A 14453-nucleotide genomic window follows, 5' to 3' on the forward strand; every position below is an offset into this window, starting at 1 on the left:
GGTGTGTCGGCCTGCGCAGGGCCGGCAGGAGCGTGAGCGATGACCGCGACCGGCGCCTCCGCGGTCGGTGACGTGGCCGACCGGGACATGGCCGCACAGGCCGAGGTGATGCGCGGCCTGCCGTCGCAGGCGCAGCTGTGGCACTGGATCGAACGCCTGAACGGGTTCGGTCCGCGCCTGACCGGCAGCCCGGCGCACGCTGCGGCGATCGACTTCCTGGCCACCGACCTGCAGGCGTTGGGCCTGCAGGTGCAGCGCGACCACCTGCCGCTACGCCGCTGGACGGCGCATGCCACGCACCTGACCCTGGACGACGGCAGCGCGATCGCGGTCGCCGCGCCCTTGCCCTATTCCGGCACCACCGCACCCGACGGCCTCGCTGGCGAGCTGGTCTGGTTCGGCGGCCGCCCGCGCTCGTTCCGCAAGGCACGCGGCAAGATCGCGGTGGTGGTCTTGCGCCGCCGCGACCTCGACCGGACCCTGCTGACGCTGGCGTTCAAGCGCAAGGCGCGGCTGCCCGACGGCGACGCGGACTTCGCGGAGTCGCCCATCACCACCCCGCTGCTGACCGGCCTGCAGGCGGTGGCGCTGGACAAGGCGCGACGGCAGGGCGTGCGCGCGGTGATCTGCGTGTTCGAGGGCGTTTCCGAGGCGCAACTGCAGGGCCAGATCCTCCCGTTCACCACGCCGTACCGCGACCTTCCCGCGGTATGGGTGAGTGCGCGTCACGCCGAGGCGCTGCGTGCCGCGGCCGCGCAGCGCAGGCAGGCGCGGCTGACCCTGCACGCCACGCTGCAGGACACCACCACCGACACGCTGTATGCCGTGCTCCCGGGCCGTGCGCAAGACGAGACGATCATCGTCAACACCCATACCGACGGACCGAATGCCTGCGAGGAGAACGGCGCGGCCGGCGTGTTGGCACTGGCCCACGCCTTCGCCGCGCTGCCGCGCGCGGCGCGTCGCCGCACCCTGGTGTTCGTGCTGGTCACCGGCCATTTCCAGTTGCCGCAGATCGGCGTGCGCGGGCGCCAGGCGACCTCGGCCTGGCTGCAACGGCATCCGCAGCTGTGGGACGGCCATGGCAGCCACGCGCGCGCGGTGGCCGGCATCACCATCGAACACCTCGGCTGCACCGAATGGCGCGACGACCTGGCGGCCGGCACGCCGGCACCGACCGGCAAGCTGGAACGGGACCTGGTGTACACCGCCACGCCGGCGCTGGATGCGCTGTATCGGCAGGCGTGCGCCGGGCGCAGCAAACTGCGTGCGCTGACCCTGTCGCCGCGCCTGGACGTGGCGATGCTCGGCGAGGGCCAGCCGCTGTACCAGGCCGGCATCCCGGTCGTGGCCAACTGCCCGATCCCCGACTATCTCTGCCAGGTATTGCCGGACGGCGGCATCGCGCGCCTGGACCCTGGGTATGCGCAGCAACAGGTGGAGACCTTCGCGCGGCTGCTGGCGCAACTCGACCATCTCGATGCCGCGCAGATCGGACGCATTCCCTTCACGCCGGGCAGGCTGCTGTCCCGCCTGATCGAACGCCTGCGCTGAGCCGCCACGCTACTGCGCCGGCGTCTCCACCGCGATGCCCATCGCGGTGCGATAGCGCTGGTACAGCGCCATCACCTTGTCGATGTACTCGCGGGTCTCCGCGTACGGCGGCACGCCACCGTAGCGCGCCACCGTGCCGATGCCGGCGTTGTAGGCTGCCGCGGCCAGCACCCGGTCGCCGGCGTAGCGGCGCAACAGCGCGCGCATGTAGCGGGCACCGCCGGCGATCGACTGGTCGGCCGCGAACGGGTCGCGCACGCCATATTCCTTCGCCACCTCCGGCAACAGCTGCATGACCCCCTGCGCGCCCTTGGGCGAGACCGCGGCGGCGTCGAAGCCGCTCTCGGCATGCGCGATCGCGCGCAGCCACGGCTCGTCCACCCCGGTGGCACGGGCCGCGGCACGGAACGGCCGGGCATGCACCTGCAGTTGCGGCGCCCCGAGCTTGCCCAGGCCGGGATGCGCGCTCTCGCCGGGCGGGGTCACCGCGGTGAAGCGCAGGTAGGGCCGCGAGCCCGGCAGGTTGCGCGTGGAGTAGACCAACCGCCCATCCTGCTCGCGCTCGTACAGGGTGCCGCTGAACACGCCCAGGTTGCCCCACAGGTTGGGCGTGGCGATCGCGGCATCGTCCAGTTCCTTCGGCGTGCAGCGCGAGCCGGGTTCCGGTGCCGTGGCCAGGCTGACCGTGCCGTCGCGCACGCAGCGGTACACGGTGCGCGCAGAAGCGCCGGCGACGACGCCGCAGCACAGCAACAGGCACAGCGCGGCACGGGCAAGCAGCATCGGGGCAACTGATCGGACGGGACGGGCGCGCATCATCGCGCAGCGCGCGTCGAGGCGAGTGATGGCGGGGTTCGGTACGCTGCCCGACAGCGCCTCCCTCGTAGGAGCGGCTTCAGCCGCGACCACGGCTTCCCTGCAATGCCATCGCGGCTGAAGCCGCTCCTACAGGAATCCGCAGCAAGCTGGCGGGTGCACTGTGGGAGGGACTTCCGTCCCGACGCTTCCAAGTCGAATACACCGCATCCTCCGCCTGCGCGGCTGAAGGACGCCTCCGACACCCGAGGGGAGCACACCCGTAGGGGCGGCTTCAGCCGCGACGAGGCCTTCCCTGGAAAGCCATCGCGGCTGAAGCCGCTCTTACAGGAATCCGCAGCAAGCTGGCGGGTGCACTGTGGGAGGGACTTCCGTCCCGACGCTTCCAAGTCGAATACAGCGCATCCTCCGCCTGCGCGACTGAAGGGCACCTCCGACACCCGAGGGGAGCACACCCGTAGGAGCGGCTTCAGCCGCGACGAGGCCTTCCCTGGAAAGCCATCGCGGCTGAAGCCGCTCCTACAGGAATCCGCAGCAAGCTGGCGGGCGCACTGTGGGAGGGACTTCAGTCCCGACGCTACCAAGGTCGAATCACCGCCTACGGCGCACACGCCGCCAGCTTCTGGTCGGCGTACCACAGCGCGCGCCGCGCCAGGTCGTAGGCGCTGTCGGCCTCGCGCGGCAGCAGTTGCTGCGCGCGGATCGGGTCGGCGCCCTTGGCCATGGCGGTTTCCACCTGCAGCAGCGCGTCCAGGTGCTGCTGCACCGGCGCCAGCAGGCGCGCGCGCTGCGCCGCCGGACAGGCGCCACGGCGTTGCTGCAGGTCGGCCAGGGCCTGGCGAATCCGCCGGCTGGCTTCGCCGTCCAACCCGGGTGCCTTTTCGAAGGCGATCGGCGCGGCCTTGTAGGCATCGCCGGTGGCCTCGCTGCCGAGGTCGCTGGCGCGCTCGTGCAGCGCCGGGTTGAACCGCACGTCCGGCGGCGGCCGCGCCACCGCCGACTGATGGGTGTTCTTGGGCAATAGCTGCTTGATCGCCCGGTCGATGCCCTGCACGGCGACGTCGCCGAGGGTGCCGTCGCTGGCCCAGTCCTTGTCGAAGCGGGTGGACCGGTAATCGATCGGGTTGGGCCGTTCGAGCAGGCGCTTGGACTTGGCGACGTCGCGCGGATTGAGCGTCCCCGGCGGCGTGCCCTGCGCCTGCGCGAACGGATCCACCGCCACCCCGTCCGGCAGGCGTGGACGGCCATCGCCGGTATAGAGCGTCGCCGCCATCCGCGTGCCGGCCGCGGTGGTCGGCGTCGGCGTCGGCGTCGGCGCCGGCGCCGGCGTCGCTGTCGGCGAGGACGTGGACGGGGACGGCGGCGCTTCGGCGCCGCGTGGCTGCCGCATGGCCGCCGACGTGCGCGCGGCCGCCGACGGCGCCTGCGTGGCGGCCTGCGGCGGGTCCGCAGCGCGCTGTGCGGACTGCCGCGGCAGGAACACCAGGCGCAACGCATCCTCGGTCGCCGCGCGCGGCAACACCGACGGCGCGCCCCACAGCAGGCGCCCCAGCAAGGCCAGGATCATCGCGGTCGCCAGTGCCGCCCACAGCTGCTGCCAACGGTCTTGCGCAGGGAGGGCGGTCACGACGGTCGAGGATCCATGGGCAGGCGCAAGAGCGGATGTGGGGGGACGGACCGGTACAGCGTGCCGCGAGTTCCGTTGCCGGTGCGTGCCGCCGCGCGCGGCGGGCGACGACACGGCGCCACCTTCAGCCCTTGTGGGAACGCAAAGCCTTGTCCTGCCAGGGATTGCGCCGACCTGTGTGGAAACCGGCTAAGGTGGCGCGCGCCGGCGCTGCGACAGCCGGCGTACAGCCAGCGGGCGCCGACGCCCGCCCTGCCGCAGGAGAACCGCATGACCCGACGCCTCGCCGCCGCCCTGCTCGGCGCCACACTCACGCTGCCGGCGCACGCCGCCCCGTCGCATCTGGACAGCGTCCTGCAACGCGGCGTGCTGCGCGTGTGCACCACCGGCGACTACGCGCCCTACAGCCGCCTGCGCGCCGACGGCGGCTACGAAGGCATCGACATCGCCCTGGCGCAGTCGCTGGCCGACAGCCTGGAGGTCAAGCTGCAATGGGTGCCCACGCGCTGGCCGACACTGCTGCCGGACCTGCTCGCCGACCGCTGCGACATCGCCGTCGGCGGCATCTCGGTGTCGCTGCCGCGGCAACGCCAGGCCTGGTTCAGTGCGGTGCTGGAGGTCGACGGCAAGATCCCGCTGGTGCGCTGCGCCGACCGCGCGCGCTACCGCGACATCGCCCGGATCGACCGCCCCGAGGTGCGGGTCATCGAACCGCGCGGCGGCACCAACGAGGCCTTCGCCCGTCGCGAACTGCCGCATGCGCAATTGATCCTGTCCGACGACAACCCCGCCATCTTCCGCGACCTGCGCGAGGGCCGCGCCGACGTCATGATCACCGACGCCTCCGAAGCACGCTTCCAGCAGCGCCAGGTGCCGGGCCTGTGCGCGGTGGCGCCGCAGCAGCCGCTGCAGTACAGCGAAAAGGCCTTCCTGCTGCCGCGCGACGACATCGCCTGGAAGGCGTACGTCGACCAGTGGCTGCACCTGAGCAAGGCCAGCGGCGCCTATGCGCGGATCGTGGCGGCGTGGCTGGGCGATCCGGAGACAACGCGCTAGGCCTCCCGCCTGTCCGCGCGCAGCCGCTATGCTGCCGCGCCCGGCGGCGTTCGCCTCGGCATGGGGACCCAACAAGGAGAGAGCATGAAACTGCAATGGAAGACGCTCGCGCTGCTGGGCGTGATGTTGCTGGCCACCGGCTGCGCGACCAACAGCGTGGTGCACCAGAGCTACAAGGCGACCACCGCGGAAACCTACTGGTACCAGCTCACCGGCAACGACGACACCGATGCCGAGAGCCTGGCCATGTTCCGCCGCCAGCTCGACGCGCAACTGGACGCGGCGCACCTCCACGGCACGCAGGGCCAGGCCAATGCGCGCAAGATGACCATCGTCATCGACCACTACTACATGCGCAGCAATGGCGCGCGCTTCTGGGCCGGCATCATGGCCGGGCGCGACAAGATCAAGAGCCGCGTCAGCGTCGCCGATGCCAACGGCAAGACCGCCGCGCAGTTCGATGTGGAGTCGACCAACAGCACCGCCTGGGGCACCTCCGAAGGCCTGATCGAGCGCCACGCCGAAGAGATCGTCGCGCGGCTCAAGCAACTGCAGTAACCCGTGGCGCCCGTGCAGGACTGCACCGGTCCTGCACGGCGCAGATGCAAGATGCCGCGCTGTCTGCAAGCGCACCTCGCATCATCTGATCCCACGACACTCAAGCCGGAGGCGGCTCCTCGTCTTGTAGGAGCGGCTTCAGCCGCGACCGGCTTTAGCGGGAACGCCCGCCGCGGCTGAAGCCGCTCCTACGGGACGCGCCTCGACGTGATGGGAGGGATGTGCTGTCGTCGATCAAGCAGCAGCACGTCAGCTGCGCACGGCGTGCCGCGCAGTACCAGCACGGCTCAACCCGCCAGGCCGAGCTGTTCGGCCAGGTCGCTGCGCGGCGAACGCCCGTACAGCCGGCTGTACTCGCGACTGAACTGCGACGGGCTCTGGTAGCCGACGCGGTAGCCGGCCGCGCCCACGTCCATGCGTTCGACCACCATCAGCCGCCGCGCCTCGCGCAGGCGCAATTGCTTCTGGTACTGCAGCGGCGTCATCGCCGCCACCGCGCTGAAATGGTGATGCAGCGAGGACACGCTCATGTTGACCTGGCGCGCCAGATCCTCGATCCGCAGCGGCTCGGCGTAGTGTTGGCGCAACCAGGCGATGGCCTTGGCGATGCGGTTGCTGGGGCTGTCCTCCTGGGCGATGCGCAGCAGGTTCGGCCCGCACGGCCCGACCAGCAGGCGGTACAGGATCTCCTGCTCGATCAGCGGCGCCATCGCGGCGATGTCGGCCGGGCGTTCCAGCAGCCGCAGCATGCGCAGCGTGGCATCCAGCAGGTCCGGGCAGGCGGTGTTGACCGAGACCCCGCGCGGGCGCTCGGCGCCGACCTGCGGCGGCAAGGGAATGCGCTCGAGCAGTTCGCGCAGCCGGTCCGGCCGGATCGACATGCCCACGCCCAGCAGCGGCTGTTCCGGGCTGGCCTGGGTGATGCGCGAGACCACCGGCAGATCCAGCGTCACCAGCAGAAAGGTGCCGACCCCGTAGCGATACTCCTCGTTGCCCAGGGTGAGGCATTTCTCGCCCTGCAGCACCAGCGCGAAGACCGGCCACTGCGCGGTGTGCGTCTTCGGCGACGGCGCGGAGCGGTAGGAACAGAAGAAGCCCTCGATGGCGGTGTCGTGGTCGCCATCGGGCGTGGCCAATCGGGCAACCAGGGCGGCCATTTCCTGGTAGCGGTGGGCGAGCGCGGTCATCGGCAAGGGCGCCGTAGCGTGCGGAGGAGGAAGGCAAGCTTGCACGATGCTGCGCCGGCACGGACCACGGCGCGACGCGGCTTGCAGGATCGTACAAGAATTCCGTTGGATCGCGCTAACGCGCCGGCGGCGCGGGCAAGCATCCTGTGTCGGCCGGTTCCCCTACCGGCGCCGTCCCGGAACGCCCGCCCCCCGCCCGCCTGTTCCGGCCGTACGGCCCTGTCCCTTCCCCCATGCCCCGCCGTCGCGCTGCCGCGTCGCCGCCAGCGCGCCGTGCGGGCGATGCAGACCGCAGGAGAGACCGATGCATCCCCATACCGAAGCCCTGGAAATCGCCACCTTCCGCCTGCTGGACTGCACCTGGCGCACCTTCCTGCGCGCCAACGCCGAGGTCGATGCGTGGCTGCAGCGCCAGCCCGGCTTCCGCTCGCGGCGCATCGCCCGCCGCCGCGACGGCAGCGTGGTCGACATGGTGCTGTGGGACAGCGTGGCGCACGGCACCGCCTCGGCGCGGCGGCTGATGCGCGAACTGCAGGGTGCGGCGATCCACGCCCTGATCGATCCGGACACGGTGTCGTGGGACATCGCCCCGGTGCAGCACGTCAGCGGCGAAGAGCACGACGCGGCGGACGCCGCAGCACAGGCCGACAGCCTCGCGGCGTGATCCTGCGCGGCCGGCGCCGCGCGCAGTGGCTCAGACCCAGCCGCGCCGGCGGAACCAGGCCAGCGGCAACAGCATGCTCAGCGCGATCACGCCCAGCGCCCAGTAGTAGGCGTCGTGCCATTTCAGCTCGGGCATGTGCGCGAAGTTCATGCCCCAGATGCCGACCAGCACCGTCGGCGGGATGCCCACCACCGAGGCCACCGCCATCACCTTCATCACGTTGTTCTGGTCGACGTTGATCATGCCCAGCACGCTGTCGAGCAGGAACTCGATGCGATCGTCCAGGTGCTGTTCGAATTCGATGAGCGTGGACAGATCCTTGTGCAACAGGCCGATGCGCTTGGCCGCGTCCTCGCCGAACCAGTCCGGCGCGGCGTCGTCCAGGTAGGTGGCCAGGCGCAGCAGGCCGTGGCCGGCGTTGTGCATGCCGCCCAGGCGCCGGCCCATGTCGCCGACGTCGTGCAGCATCCGCTCCAGGTGCCGCGACTTGTGCCGCGCATGCGGCTTGGCGAACGCGGCGCGCGTGGCCTCGGTGATCTGCGCCTCCAGCGCTTCCAGGCGGTCGGCCAGGCGCCCGACCAGTTCGTCGAGCAGGCGCAGCAGCAGGTCGTCGGTGCTGCGGCAGGGGCTGTGCTGCAACTGCGCGGCCACCGCGTCCAGCGAGGCCATCGGCTGCTCGCGCTGGGTCACCAGCACCCGCGGCGACACCGCGAAACCGAGCGGCGCGGTCGGGCCGTCCTCGTCCTGGAAGCGCGGCACGTTGAGGAACAGCACCTCGCCTTCCACCCGCACCCGGCTGCTGAACTCGATCTCGCCGATGGCCGCGCGCGTCGGCACGGCGAAGCCGACCTTGCGGTCGACCTCGGCCAGGTCCGCCTCGCTCGGCTGGCACAGGTCCACCCAGCACACCGGTGTGTCGGAGGTGCCGCCAAGGCGATGGAGAGTGATCATCGGGACGGGCTCGCGCAGGAAAGGCCGCGAGCATCCGCCAGCGCGCGCGGAGCGTCAACGACCGCTGCGCGCACCGGTTCAGGCGCTGCGGCGCTTCAACGCGTAGCCCACGCCCAGCAGCAGGAACCACACCGGGCTGGCGAACAATGCCTGGCGGGTATCGGCCTGCAGGGTCAGCAGCGCCAGCACGAAGGCGAAGAACGCCAGGCACACGTAGCACATGGCCACGCCGCCTGGCATCTTGAACGCGGAGGCCGCATGCAACTGCGGGCGCTTGCGCCGGTAGGCGATGTAGGCGCACAGGATCAGCGACCAGACGAACATGAACAGCACCGCGGCCAGCGTGGTGACCAGGGTGAAGGCGGTGACCAGGTTCGGGATCAGGTACATCAGCACGGTGCCGCCGAGCAGGCAGGCGCAGGAAAACAACAGACCGCGCGCCGGCACCGCCGCACGCGAGAGCCGCGCAAAGCCGCGCGGCGCGTGGCGCTCCTCGGCCAGGCCGTAGAGCATGCGGCTGGTGGAGAAGATGCCGCTGTTGGCCGAGGACGTGGCCGAGGTCAGCACCACGAAGTTGATCAGGCTGGCCGCGGCCGGCACGCCGGCCAGCACGAACAGCTCCACGAACGGACTCTTGCCCGGCACCACTTCGCGCCATGGCGTCACCGCCATGATCGCGACCAGCGCCAGCACGTAGAACACCAGGATGCGCACCGGGATCGAGTTGATCGCCTTGGGCAGGTTGCGGCGCGGGTCGGCGGTCTCGGCGGCAGTGGTGCCGACCAGTTCGATGCCGACGAAGGCGAACACCGCGATCTGGAACCCGGCGAAGAACCCGCCCAGCCCCATCGGGAACATGCCACCGTCGTTCCACAGATTGGCCAGCGAGGCCACGTGCCCGGACGGCGACTGGAAGCCCCACGCGACCAGGCCCGCGCCGGTGAGGATCAGCGCGCAGATCGCGATGATCTTGATGAGCGCGAACCAGAATTCCATCTCGCCGAACAGCTTCACCGTCACCAGGTTCAGCCCCAGCAGCAACAGCACGCACAGCATCGCCGGGATCCACGGCGCCAGCGTCGGGAACCAGAACTGCGCGTAGGCGGCGATCGCGATCACGTCGGCGATGGCGGTGATGATCCAGCAAAACCAGTAGGTCCAGCCGCAGAAGAACCCGGCCCAGGGCCCCAGCAGGTCGGTGGAGAAGTCGATGAACGACTTGTACTCCAGGTTCGACAGCAGCAGCTCGCCCATCGCGCGCATCACGAAGAACAGCATCACGCCGATGATCAGGTACACGAACAGGATCGACGGCCCGGCCAGGCTGATGGTCTTGCCCGAGCCCATGAACAGACCGGTGCCGATCGCCCCGCCGATCGCGATCAACTGCAGGTGGCGGTTGGACAGGCTGCGCTGCAGGTGGTCGGGCTGGGCGGACGGATCGGTCATGAGCGCAGGCCATCGCGAGGGATTAGCCTGCAAACATAGAAGATGGCGGCAGCGCGCGCCAGCCGCGCGTGCGCCGGGTGGCCCCCGCAGCGGCGCGGGCGGCGCCGCATGCCGCCCGCGCCGCCGCGGGGGCCGTCGCTCAGGCCAGCGCGCCGCCCTGCCCGATCGCCACGAAGCTGAAATCGCGGTCGGACTGGTTGCCGCCGCCATCGCCGGTCTTCAGCAGGACCTGGCCCGCATCCAGGCGGATGATCACCGCGTTGTCGCAGGTGTTGCCGTCGCCGGGATAGATCTGGGTCACCGACACCCCGTCCAGCGCCTGGAACGGCGGCTGGAAACGCACCAGGTAATGCCCGGTGCTGACATGCGCCACCGTGTACCCCGCGCCGTTGCGGACCGCACCGTCCGCGCCGACCACGCCTGCCACCACCCGCACGCCGGCCGCGCCCGCATGGGCCGCGGCGTCGAGCAACTGCCCCATCGCATTGTTCGTCATGCCGTTCTCCGATCTTGATAAGGAAAGTCCGATGACGCGGCGACCGCAGCGATCCCTCGCAGCCACGCGCCGCTGCCCTGCCTCGTCCGTGAGTCGGCAGCATCGCCGCGCTGCGCGCGCGGCCGTATCGGCGATTTCCTGATCGGCGCCGGTGTGGCGACCGAGATCGGCTCAGGCGGCGACACTCACACCAATTTGGTGCGCCGCCACCACCGCGTGACCTTCTCCTCGCGCACCAGGGTGAACAGGCCGGCGCCCAGGATCAGCGCGATGCCCACCGCCATCGGCCAGTCCAGGTGGTCGTGGAACAGCCAGTAGCCGAAGCCGATGGCCCATAGCATCTGGCTGTACTGGGTCGGCGCCACCGCACTGATCGGCGCCGCCCGCGAGGCGTACATCATGAAGATCGCGGCCAGGCCGGCAAGCAGGCCGTAGCCGGCCAGCAGGATCCACTGCTGCCAGGTCGGCCAGACGAAGGTCGGCAGCATCAACAGCCCGCCCATCAGCAGCGGGCCGATCACGCCGGCGCCGTACAGGGTCAGGCGCTTCTCGCCAGGCCCGGCCATGCGCAGGCTGATCACCGACACCGCCCCCACCAGGCCGCAGACGATCGCCGCGACATGGCCCTGGCCCAGATGGCGGAAGCCCGGCCGCAGCACCACCAGCACCCCGATGAAGCCGACGATCACCGCCAGCCAGCGCCGCCAGCGCACCTCTTCCTTGAGCAGCAGCACCGACAGCACGGTGACGAAGATCGGCATCAGGAAGATCAGCGCGAACGCCTCGGCCATTGGCAGCAGGGTGAACGCGGTGACCGCGGACAGATTGCCAGCCGCACCGGTGAACGCGCGCAGCAGCCAGATGCTGGGCCGCTGCGCCACCACCACCTCGCGCCAGCGATCGCCCGGCTTCTTCAGGAACGGCAGCGCCGACAGCATCAGCAGCGCACCGAAGAACACCACCTCGTAGGCCGGCAACGACCCCTCCAGCCCCTTCACGAAGGCATCGCTGATCGAGTAGGCGGCATAACAGGCGAAACCGAGCAGCACACCCTTGAGCATGGACGATCCTGACCGGCAGCGGCGCTGCGACGGCGTACGTGGGGGGATGGTCAGTATCCCTCTTTTGTCGTGGCGCTGCCGCCGCGCTGGCAATGAAAAGAACGGGCATTCCGATCGCTGAGCCGCGTTCGCTGCACCAGCCGCTCTGTTGGCCGACATCGTCGCGCGCAGTGGTCGTCGCGCTGCGGCTTGCCGCCATCGGTGCTTCCGATTGCTTCGGAAATACGCGCGTGGCGACGTGCGCCGGCGATGCGGGTGGACAGAGGCATCGGTTACGATGCGTTCCCGCATCCGAGCCCAGTGCCGCGCCCTGGCGCCGGCAGATCCCACGTGACCCGTTATTCCGGCCCCCTGCTCACCCGTCCGCTCGCCGCCGCGCTGCTCGCCGCGCGCGATGCCGGCGCCACCACCTGGTCCGGCTCGCTCGACCTGGAACGCAGCCAGGGTCAGGCACTGCTCGGCGCTGAAAGCTGGCAGTGGCAGGAGCGCGACTACCCCTATCCGGGCAAGCTCAAGGACCGCACGCTCTACTACTGGGATGGCGAGGATTTCGAAGCGGTGTCGCGCTTCGGCGGCGCGCTGATCAAGCTGGTGCCGACCGAGTGGGGCGCGCCCACCTTCGAAATCGACGGCATCAAGATGCTGCCCAGCGCGCAGCTGTCGCCGTTCGAGGACGCGCGGCGCAAGGTGGCGCTGGTTGAACCGCGCGGCAAGCAGGTGCTGGATACCTGCGGCGGCCTCGGCTATTTCGCTGCCTGCGCACTGGAGGCCGGCGTGGCGCGACTGCACTCGTTCGAGAAGAACGCCGACGTGCTGTGGCTGCGCACGCTCAACCCCTGGTCGCCGGATCCGGCCGCCAGCGACGGTCGCCTGCAGCTGACCCAGGGCGATGTCGGCGCCGCTATCGGCGGCATCGCCGATGCGTCGATGGATGCGATCCTGCACGACCCGCCGCGCTTCGGCATCGCCGGCGAGCTCTATGCGCAAACCTTCTACGACCAACTCGCGCGGGTGCTACGCCGCGGCGGCCGGCTGTTCCACTACACCGGCAGCCCGAACAAGCTCACCAGCGGCCGCGACGTGCCGCGCGAGGTGGCCAAGCGCCTGGAGAAGGCCGGCTTCGCCGCGCAGCTGGCGCTGGACGGCGTGCTGGCCACGCGCCGATGAAGCGGTCGCGCACCAACGCGGCGTCAGATCGACGCGAGGAGGTGCTCGCGCAACCAGCGATGCGCCGGATCGCGGTGTACGCGCTCATGCCAGAGCATGGCCATTTCGTAGCCCGGCAGTTCCATCGGCGGTGCGCACACCTGCAGGCCGGACTGCCCACGCACCAGGCGCTCGGGGAGCATCGCCACCAGGTCGCTGCGCTGGAGCGCCGCGACGACGAACAGGAAGTGCGGCACCGACAGCACCACGCGGCGCTGCAGGCCGTGCGCGCGCAGTGCCGCATCGGTCACGCCGCTGAAGCCGCCGCCGTCGGGCGACACGATGACGTGTTCGAGCGTGCAGAACTGCGCCAGGCTCGGCCGCCGGCGTAACCGCGGATGGCCGGCACGGCCCACCAACACATAGCGCTCGGCGAACAGCGTGCGGCGGTGCAGGCCGGGCGGCGCGTCGGCGACGGTATGCAGGGCCAGGTCGATCTGGCTCTGTTCGGCCTGCTGCGTGATCGCCGGCGGCGCCAGTTGCAGTACCGCCAGTCGGGTACCCGGCGCCACCCGCCGCAAGCCGGCGATCGCCGGCAGCAGCACGGTGGAAGCGCCGTAGTCGGTAGCCGCCACCTGCCACAGCGTCTGCGCCCGCGCCGGATCGAACGGCGCTTCCGGCGCCACCGCCTGCCGCAGCGCCTGCAAGGCCTCGCGCAGTGGGGCACGCAGCGCCTCGGCGCGGGCGGTGGGGCGCATGCCACGTGGTCCGGGCAGCAGCAGCGGATCGCCCAGCGCCTCGCGCAGCCTGGCCAGGTGCACGCTGACCGACGGCTGCGACAGATGCAGGCGCGCCGCCGCGCGGGTCACGTTGTGCGTGTCGAGCAACGTGTCCAGCGTCAGCAGCAAGTTGAGATCCAGGCGCCGCAGATCAACCATCGTAATAACGGGCATTAAGGCAATTCATTTCCACTATAGCGAACGGCGGACTAGCGTGGCGGCATTCCCTCATGGAGCACCCGCATGAACGTGTTGCTGGTCTACGCCCACCCCGAACCCGCCTCGCTCAATGGCGCCCTCAAGCAGGTGGCCGTGCAGCGCCTGCAGGACGCCGGCCACCATGTCCAGGTCTCGGATCTGTACGCCATGGACTGGAAGACCACGGTCGACGCGCAGGACGGCCTGGACGGCGCCGCGGACGCGCGCTTCGATCCCTCGCGCGACTCGCAGCGCGCCTTCGCCAGCGGCCGCCAGCGCGCGGACATCGCCGCTGAGCAGGACAAGCTGCGCTGGGCCGATGCGCTGCTGCTGCAGTTCCCGCTGTGGTGGTTCTCGATGCCAGCCATCCTCAAGGGCTGGGTGGATCGCGTGTATGCCTGCGGCTTCGCCTACGGGGTCGGCGAACATTCCGACACGCACTGGGGCGATCGCTATGGCGAAGGCGCGCTGGCCGGCAAGCGCGCGATGCTGATCGTCACCGCCGGCGGCTGGGAATCGCACTACGCGCCGCGCGGCATCAACGGCCCCATCGACGACCTGCTGTTCCCGATCCAGCACGGCATCCTGCATTACCCCGGGTTCGATGTGCTGCCGCCGTTCGTGGTGTACCGCAGCGGACGCATGGAGGCGGCGCGTTTCGCGCAGACCAGCGCGGCGCTGGGCGAGCGCCTGGATACGCTGTTCAGCGCCGCACCGATCGCCTTTCGCAAGCAGAATGGCGGCGACTACACGATTCCGGCACTGACGCTGCGGGACGATCTTGCACCCGGCCGCAGTGGCGTCGGCATCCATGTGGCGGACGCGCACGCGGCAGCGACTTCCGAGCGCACCGCGGCGACGCCGGCACCCTAGCGCGGTACCGACGCCGCGCCTGTAGGATGCAGACGATC

The 14453-nt window shown here is 70.5% G+C and carries 15 protein-coding genes; 6 read left to right on the forward strand and 9 right to left on the reverse strand.

Annotated features, from left to right (window positions below; genetic code table 11):
• Positions 1-39: 39 nt before the first annotated feature.
• A complete protein-coding gene (locus NUG21_RS18420) occupies positions 40-1554 on the forward strand; it encodes a hypothetical protein (RefSeq protein ID WP_263391631.1) in 1515 nt (504 codons plus the stop codon).
• Between the two features lie 9 nt (positions 1555-1563).
• Here the strand turns inward: NUG21_RS18420 and NUG21_RS18425 are convergent, their stop codons facing one another.
• Positions 1564-2337, reverse strand: a complete 774-nt coding sequence (locus tag NUG21_RS18425) for a lytic transglycosylase domain-containing protein (protein WP_263391632.1) — start codon at positions 2335-2337, stop codon at positions 1564-1566.
• A gap of 631 nt (positions 2338-2968) precedes the next feature.
• Positions 2969-3997, reverse strand: a complete 1029-nt coding sequence (locus NUG21_RS18430) for a hypothetical protein (protein WP_263391633.1) — start codon at positions 3995-3997, stop codon at positions 2969-2971.
• A gap of 270 nt (positions 3998-4267) precedes the next feature.
• On the opposite strand from NUG21_RS18430, the gene NUG21_RS18435 reads away from it, so the two are divergent.
• Together NUG21_RS18435 and NUG21_RS18440 are read left to right on the forward strand one after the other, a co-directional pair.
• Positions 4268-5053: a transporter substrate-binding domain-containing protein gene (locus NUG21_RS18435; RefSeq protein ID WP_263391634.1), complete on the forward strand. Its 786-nt coding sequence runs from the start codon at positions 4268-4270 to the stop codon at positions 5051-5053.
• Between the two features lie 84 nt (positions 5054-5137).
• Complete coding sequence (locus tag NUG21_RS18440) at positions 5138-5611, forward strand: DUF4410 domain-containing protein (RefSeq protein WP_019797506.1); 474 nt, start codon at positions 5138-5140, stop codon at positions 5609-5611.
• A 287-nt stretch (positions 5612-5898) separates the two neighbouring features.
• Here the strand turns inward: NUG21_RS18440 and NUG21_RS18445 are convergent, their stop codons facing one another.
• On the reverse strand, positions 5899-6798 hold the full coding sequence (locus NUG21_RS18445) for an AraC family transcriptional regulator (RefSeq protein WP_019797847.1): 900 nt from the start codon (positions 6796-6798) through the stop codon (positions 5899-5901).
• Positions 6799-7102: 304 nt separating this feature from the next.
• Between NUG21_RS18445 and NUG21_RS18450 the strand changes: the two genes are divergently transcribed.
• Positions 7103-7462 (forward strand): hypothetical protein, encoded by a 360-nt coding sequence (locus tag NUG21_RS18450; RefSeq protein WP_242084164.1) that lies wholly within the window; start codon positions 7103-7105, stop codon positions 7460-7462.
• 30 nt (positions 7463-7492) lie between these two features.
• Here the strand turns inward: NUG21_RS18450 and NUG21_RS18455 are convergent, their stop codons facing one another.
• The 5 genes from NUG21_RS18455 to NUG21_RS18475 all read right to left on the reverse strand — a co-directional run bounded on the left by NUG21_RS18455 (position 7493) and on the right by NUG21_RS18475 (position 11688).
• A complete protein-coding gene (locus NUG21_RS18455; protein ID WP_263391635.1) occupies positions 7493-8413 on the reverse strand; it encodes a CorA family divalent cation transporter in 921 nt (306 codons plus the stop codon).
• Between the two features lie 78 nt (positions 8414-8491).
• Positions 8492-9862 carry a D-serine/D-alanine/glycine transporter gene (gene cycA, locus NUG21_RS18460; protein ID WP_242084168.1) on the reverse strand — a complete coding sequence of 457 codons (1371 nt, stop codon included), beginning with the start codon at positions 9860-9862 and terminating at the stop codon, positions 8492-8494.
• A gap of 139 nt (positions 9863-10001) precedes the next feature.
• Positions 10002-10358, reverse strand: a complete 357-nt coding sequence (locus NUG21_RS18465; RefSeq protein WP_242084170.1) for a hypothetical protein — start codon at positions 10356-10358, stop codon at positions 10002-10004.
• Positions 10359-10543: 185 nt separating this feature from the next.
• Positions 10544-11419, reverse strand: coding sequence for a DMT family transporter (locus NUG21_RS18470; protein WP_242084171.1), 876 nt, complete (start codon positions 11417-11419; stop codon positions 10544-10546).
• A 50-nt stretch (positions 11420-11469) separates the two neighbouring features.
• Positions 11470-11688: a hypothetical protein gene (locus tag NUG21_RS18475; protein ID WP_263391636.1), complete on the reverse strand. Its 219-nt coding sequence runs from the start codon at positions 11686-11688 to the stop codon at positions 11470-11472.
• 61 nt (positions 11689-11749) lie between these two features.
• On the opposite strand from NUG21_RS18475, the gene NUG21_RS18480 reads away from it, so the two are divergent.
• Positions 11750-12586 carry a class I SAM-dependent methyltransferase gene (locus tag NUG21_RS18480; protein ID WP_263391637.1) on the forward strand — a complete coding sequence of 279 codons (837 nt, stop codon included), beginning with the start codon at positions 11750-11752 and terminating at the stop codon, positions 12584-12586.
• Between the two features lie 23 nt (positions 12587-12609).
• On the opposite strand, the gene NUG21_RS18485 is transcribed toward NUG21_RS18480, so the two are convergent.
• Positions 12610-13518: a LysR family transcriptional regulator gene (locus tag NUG21_RS18485; protein ID WP_263391638.1), complete on the reverse strand. Its 909-nt coding sequence runs from the start codon at positions 13516-13518 to the stop codon at positions 12610-12612.
• Between the two features lie 69 nt (positions 13519-13587).
• On the opposite strand from NUG21_RS18485, the gene NUG21_RS18490 reads away from it, so the two are divergent.
• Complete coding sequence (locus tag NUG21_RS18490; protein WP_263391639.1) at positions 13588-14415, forward strand: NAD(P)H-dependent oxidoreductase; 828 nt, start codon at positions 13588-13590, stop codon at positions 14413-14415.
• The last annotated feature ends 38 nt before the right edge of the window (positions 14416-14453 follow it).

Source organism: Xanthomonas sp. CFBP 8445 (assembly GCF_025666235.1).
In the GTDB taxonomy this organism is placed as follows: domain Bacteria; phylum Pseudomonadota; class Gammaproteobacteria; order Xanthomonadales; family Xanthomonadaceae; genus Xanthomonas_A; species Xanthomonas_A indica.

Bases quoted from the DNA above. Each gene is read 5' to 3' on its own strand.
- NUG21_RS18445 (WP_019797847.1), bottom strand. From the start codon at position 6,798: ATGACCGCGCTCGCCCACCGCTACCAGGAAATGGCCGCCCTGGTTGCC.
- NUG21_RS18490 (WP_263391639.1), top strand. From the start codon at position 13,588: ATGAACGTGTTGCTGGTCTACGCCCACCCCGAACCCGCCTCGCTCAAT.
- NUG21_RS18485 (WP_263391638.1), bottom strand. From the start codon at position 13,518: ATGCCCGTTATTACGATGGTTGATCTGCGGCGCCTGGATCTCAACTTG.
- NUG21_RS18450 (WP_242084164.1), top strand. From the start codon at position 7,103: ATGCATCCCCATACCGAAGCCCTGGAAATCGCCACCTTCCGCCTGCTG.
- NUG21_RS18475 (WP_263391636.1), bottom strand. From the start codon at position 11,688: ATGCCTCTGTCCACCCGCATCGCCGGCGCACGTCGCCACGCGCGTATT.
- NUG21_RS18455 (WP_263391635.1), bottom strand. From the start codon at position 8,413: ATGATCACTCTCCATCGCCTTGGCGGCACCTCCGACACACCGGTGTGC.
- NUG21_RS18470 (WP_242084171.1), bottom strand. From the start codon at position 11,419: ATGCTCAAGGGTGTGCTGCTCGGTTTCGCCTGTTATGCCGCCTACTCG.
- NUG21_RS18465 (WP_242084170.1), bottom strand. From the start codon at position 10,358: ATGACGAACAATGCGATGGGGCAGTTGCTCGACGCCGCGGCCCATGCG.
- NUG21_RS18440 (WP_019797506.1), top strand. From the start codon at position 5,138: ATGAAACTGCAATGGAAGACGCTCGCGCTGCTGGGCGTGATGTTGCTG.
- NUG21_RS18435 (WP_263391634.1), top strand. From the start codon at position 4,268: ATGACCCGACGCCTCGCCGCCGCCCTGCTCGGCGCCACACTCACGCTG.
- NUG21_RS18425 (WP_263391632.1), bottom strand. From the start codon at position 2,337: ATGCTGCTTGCCCGTGCCGCGCTGTGCCTGTTGCTGTGCTGCGGCGTC.
- NUG21_RS18420 (WP_263391631.1), top strand. From the start codon at position 40: ATGACCGCGACCGGCGCCTCCGCGGTCGGTGACGTGGCCGACCGGGAC.
- cycA (WP_242084168.1), bottom strand. From the start codon at position 9,862: ATGACCGATCCGTCCGCCCAGCCCGACCACCTGCAGCGCAGCCTGTCC.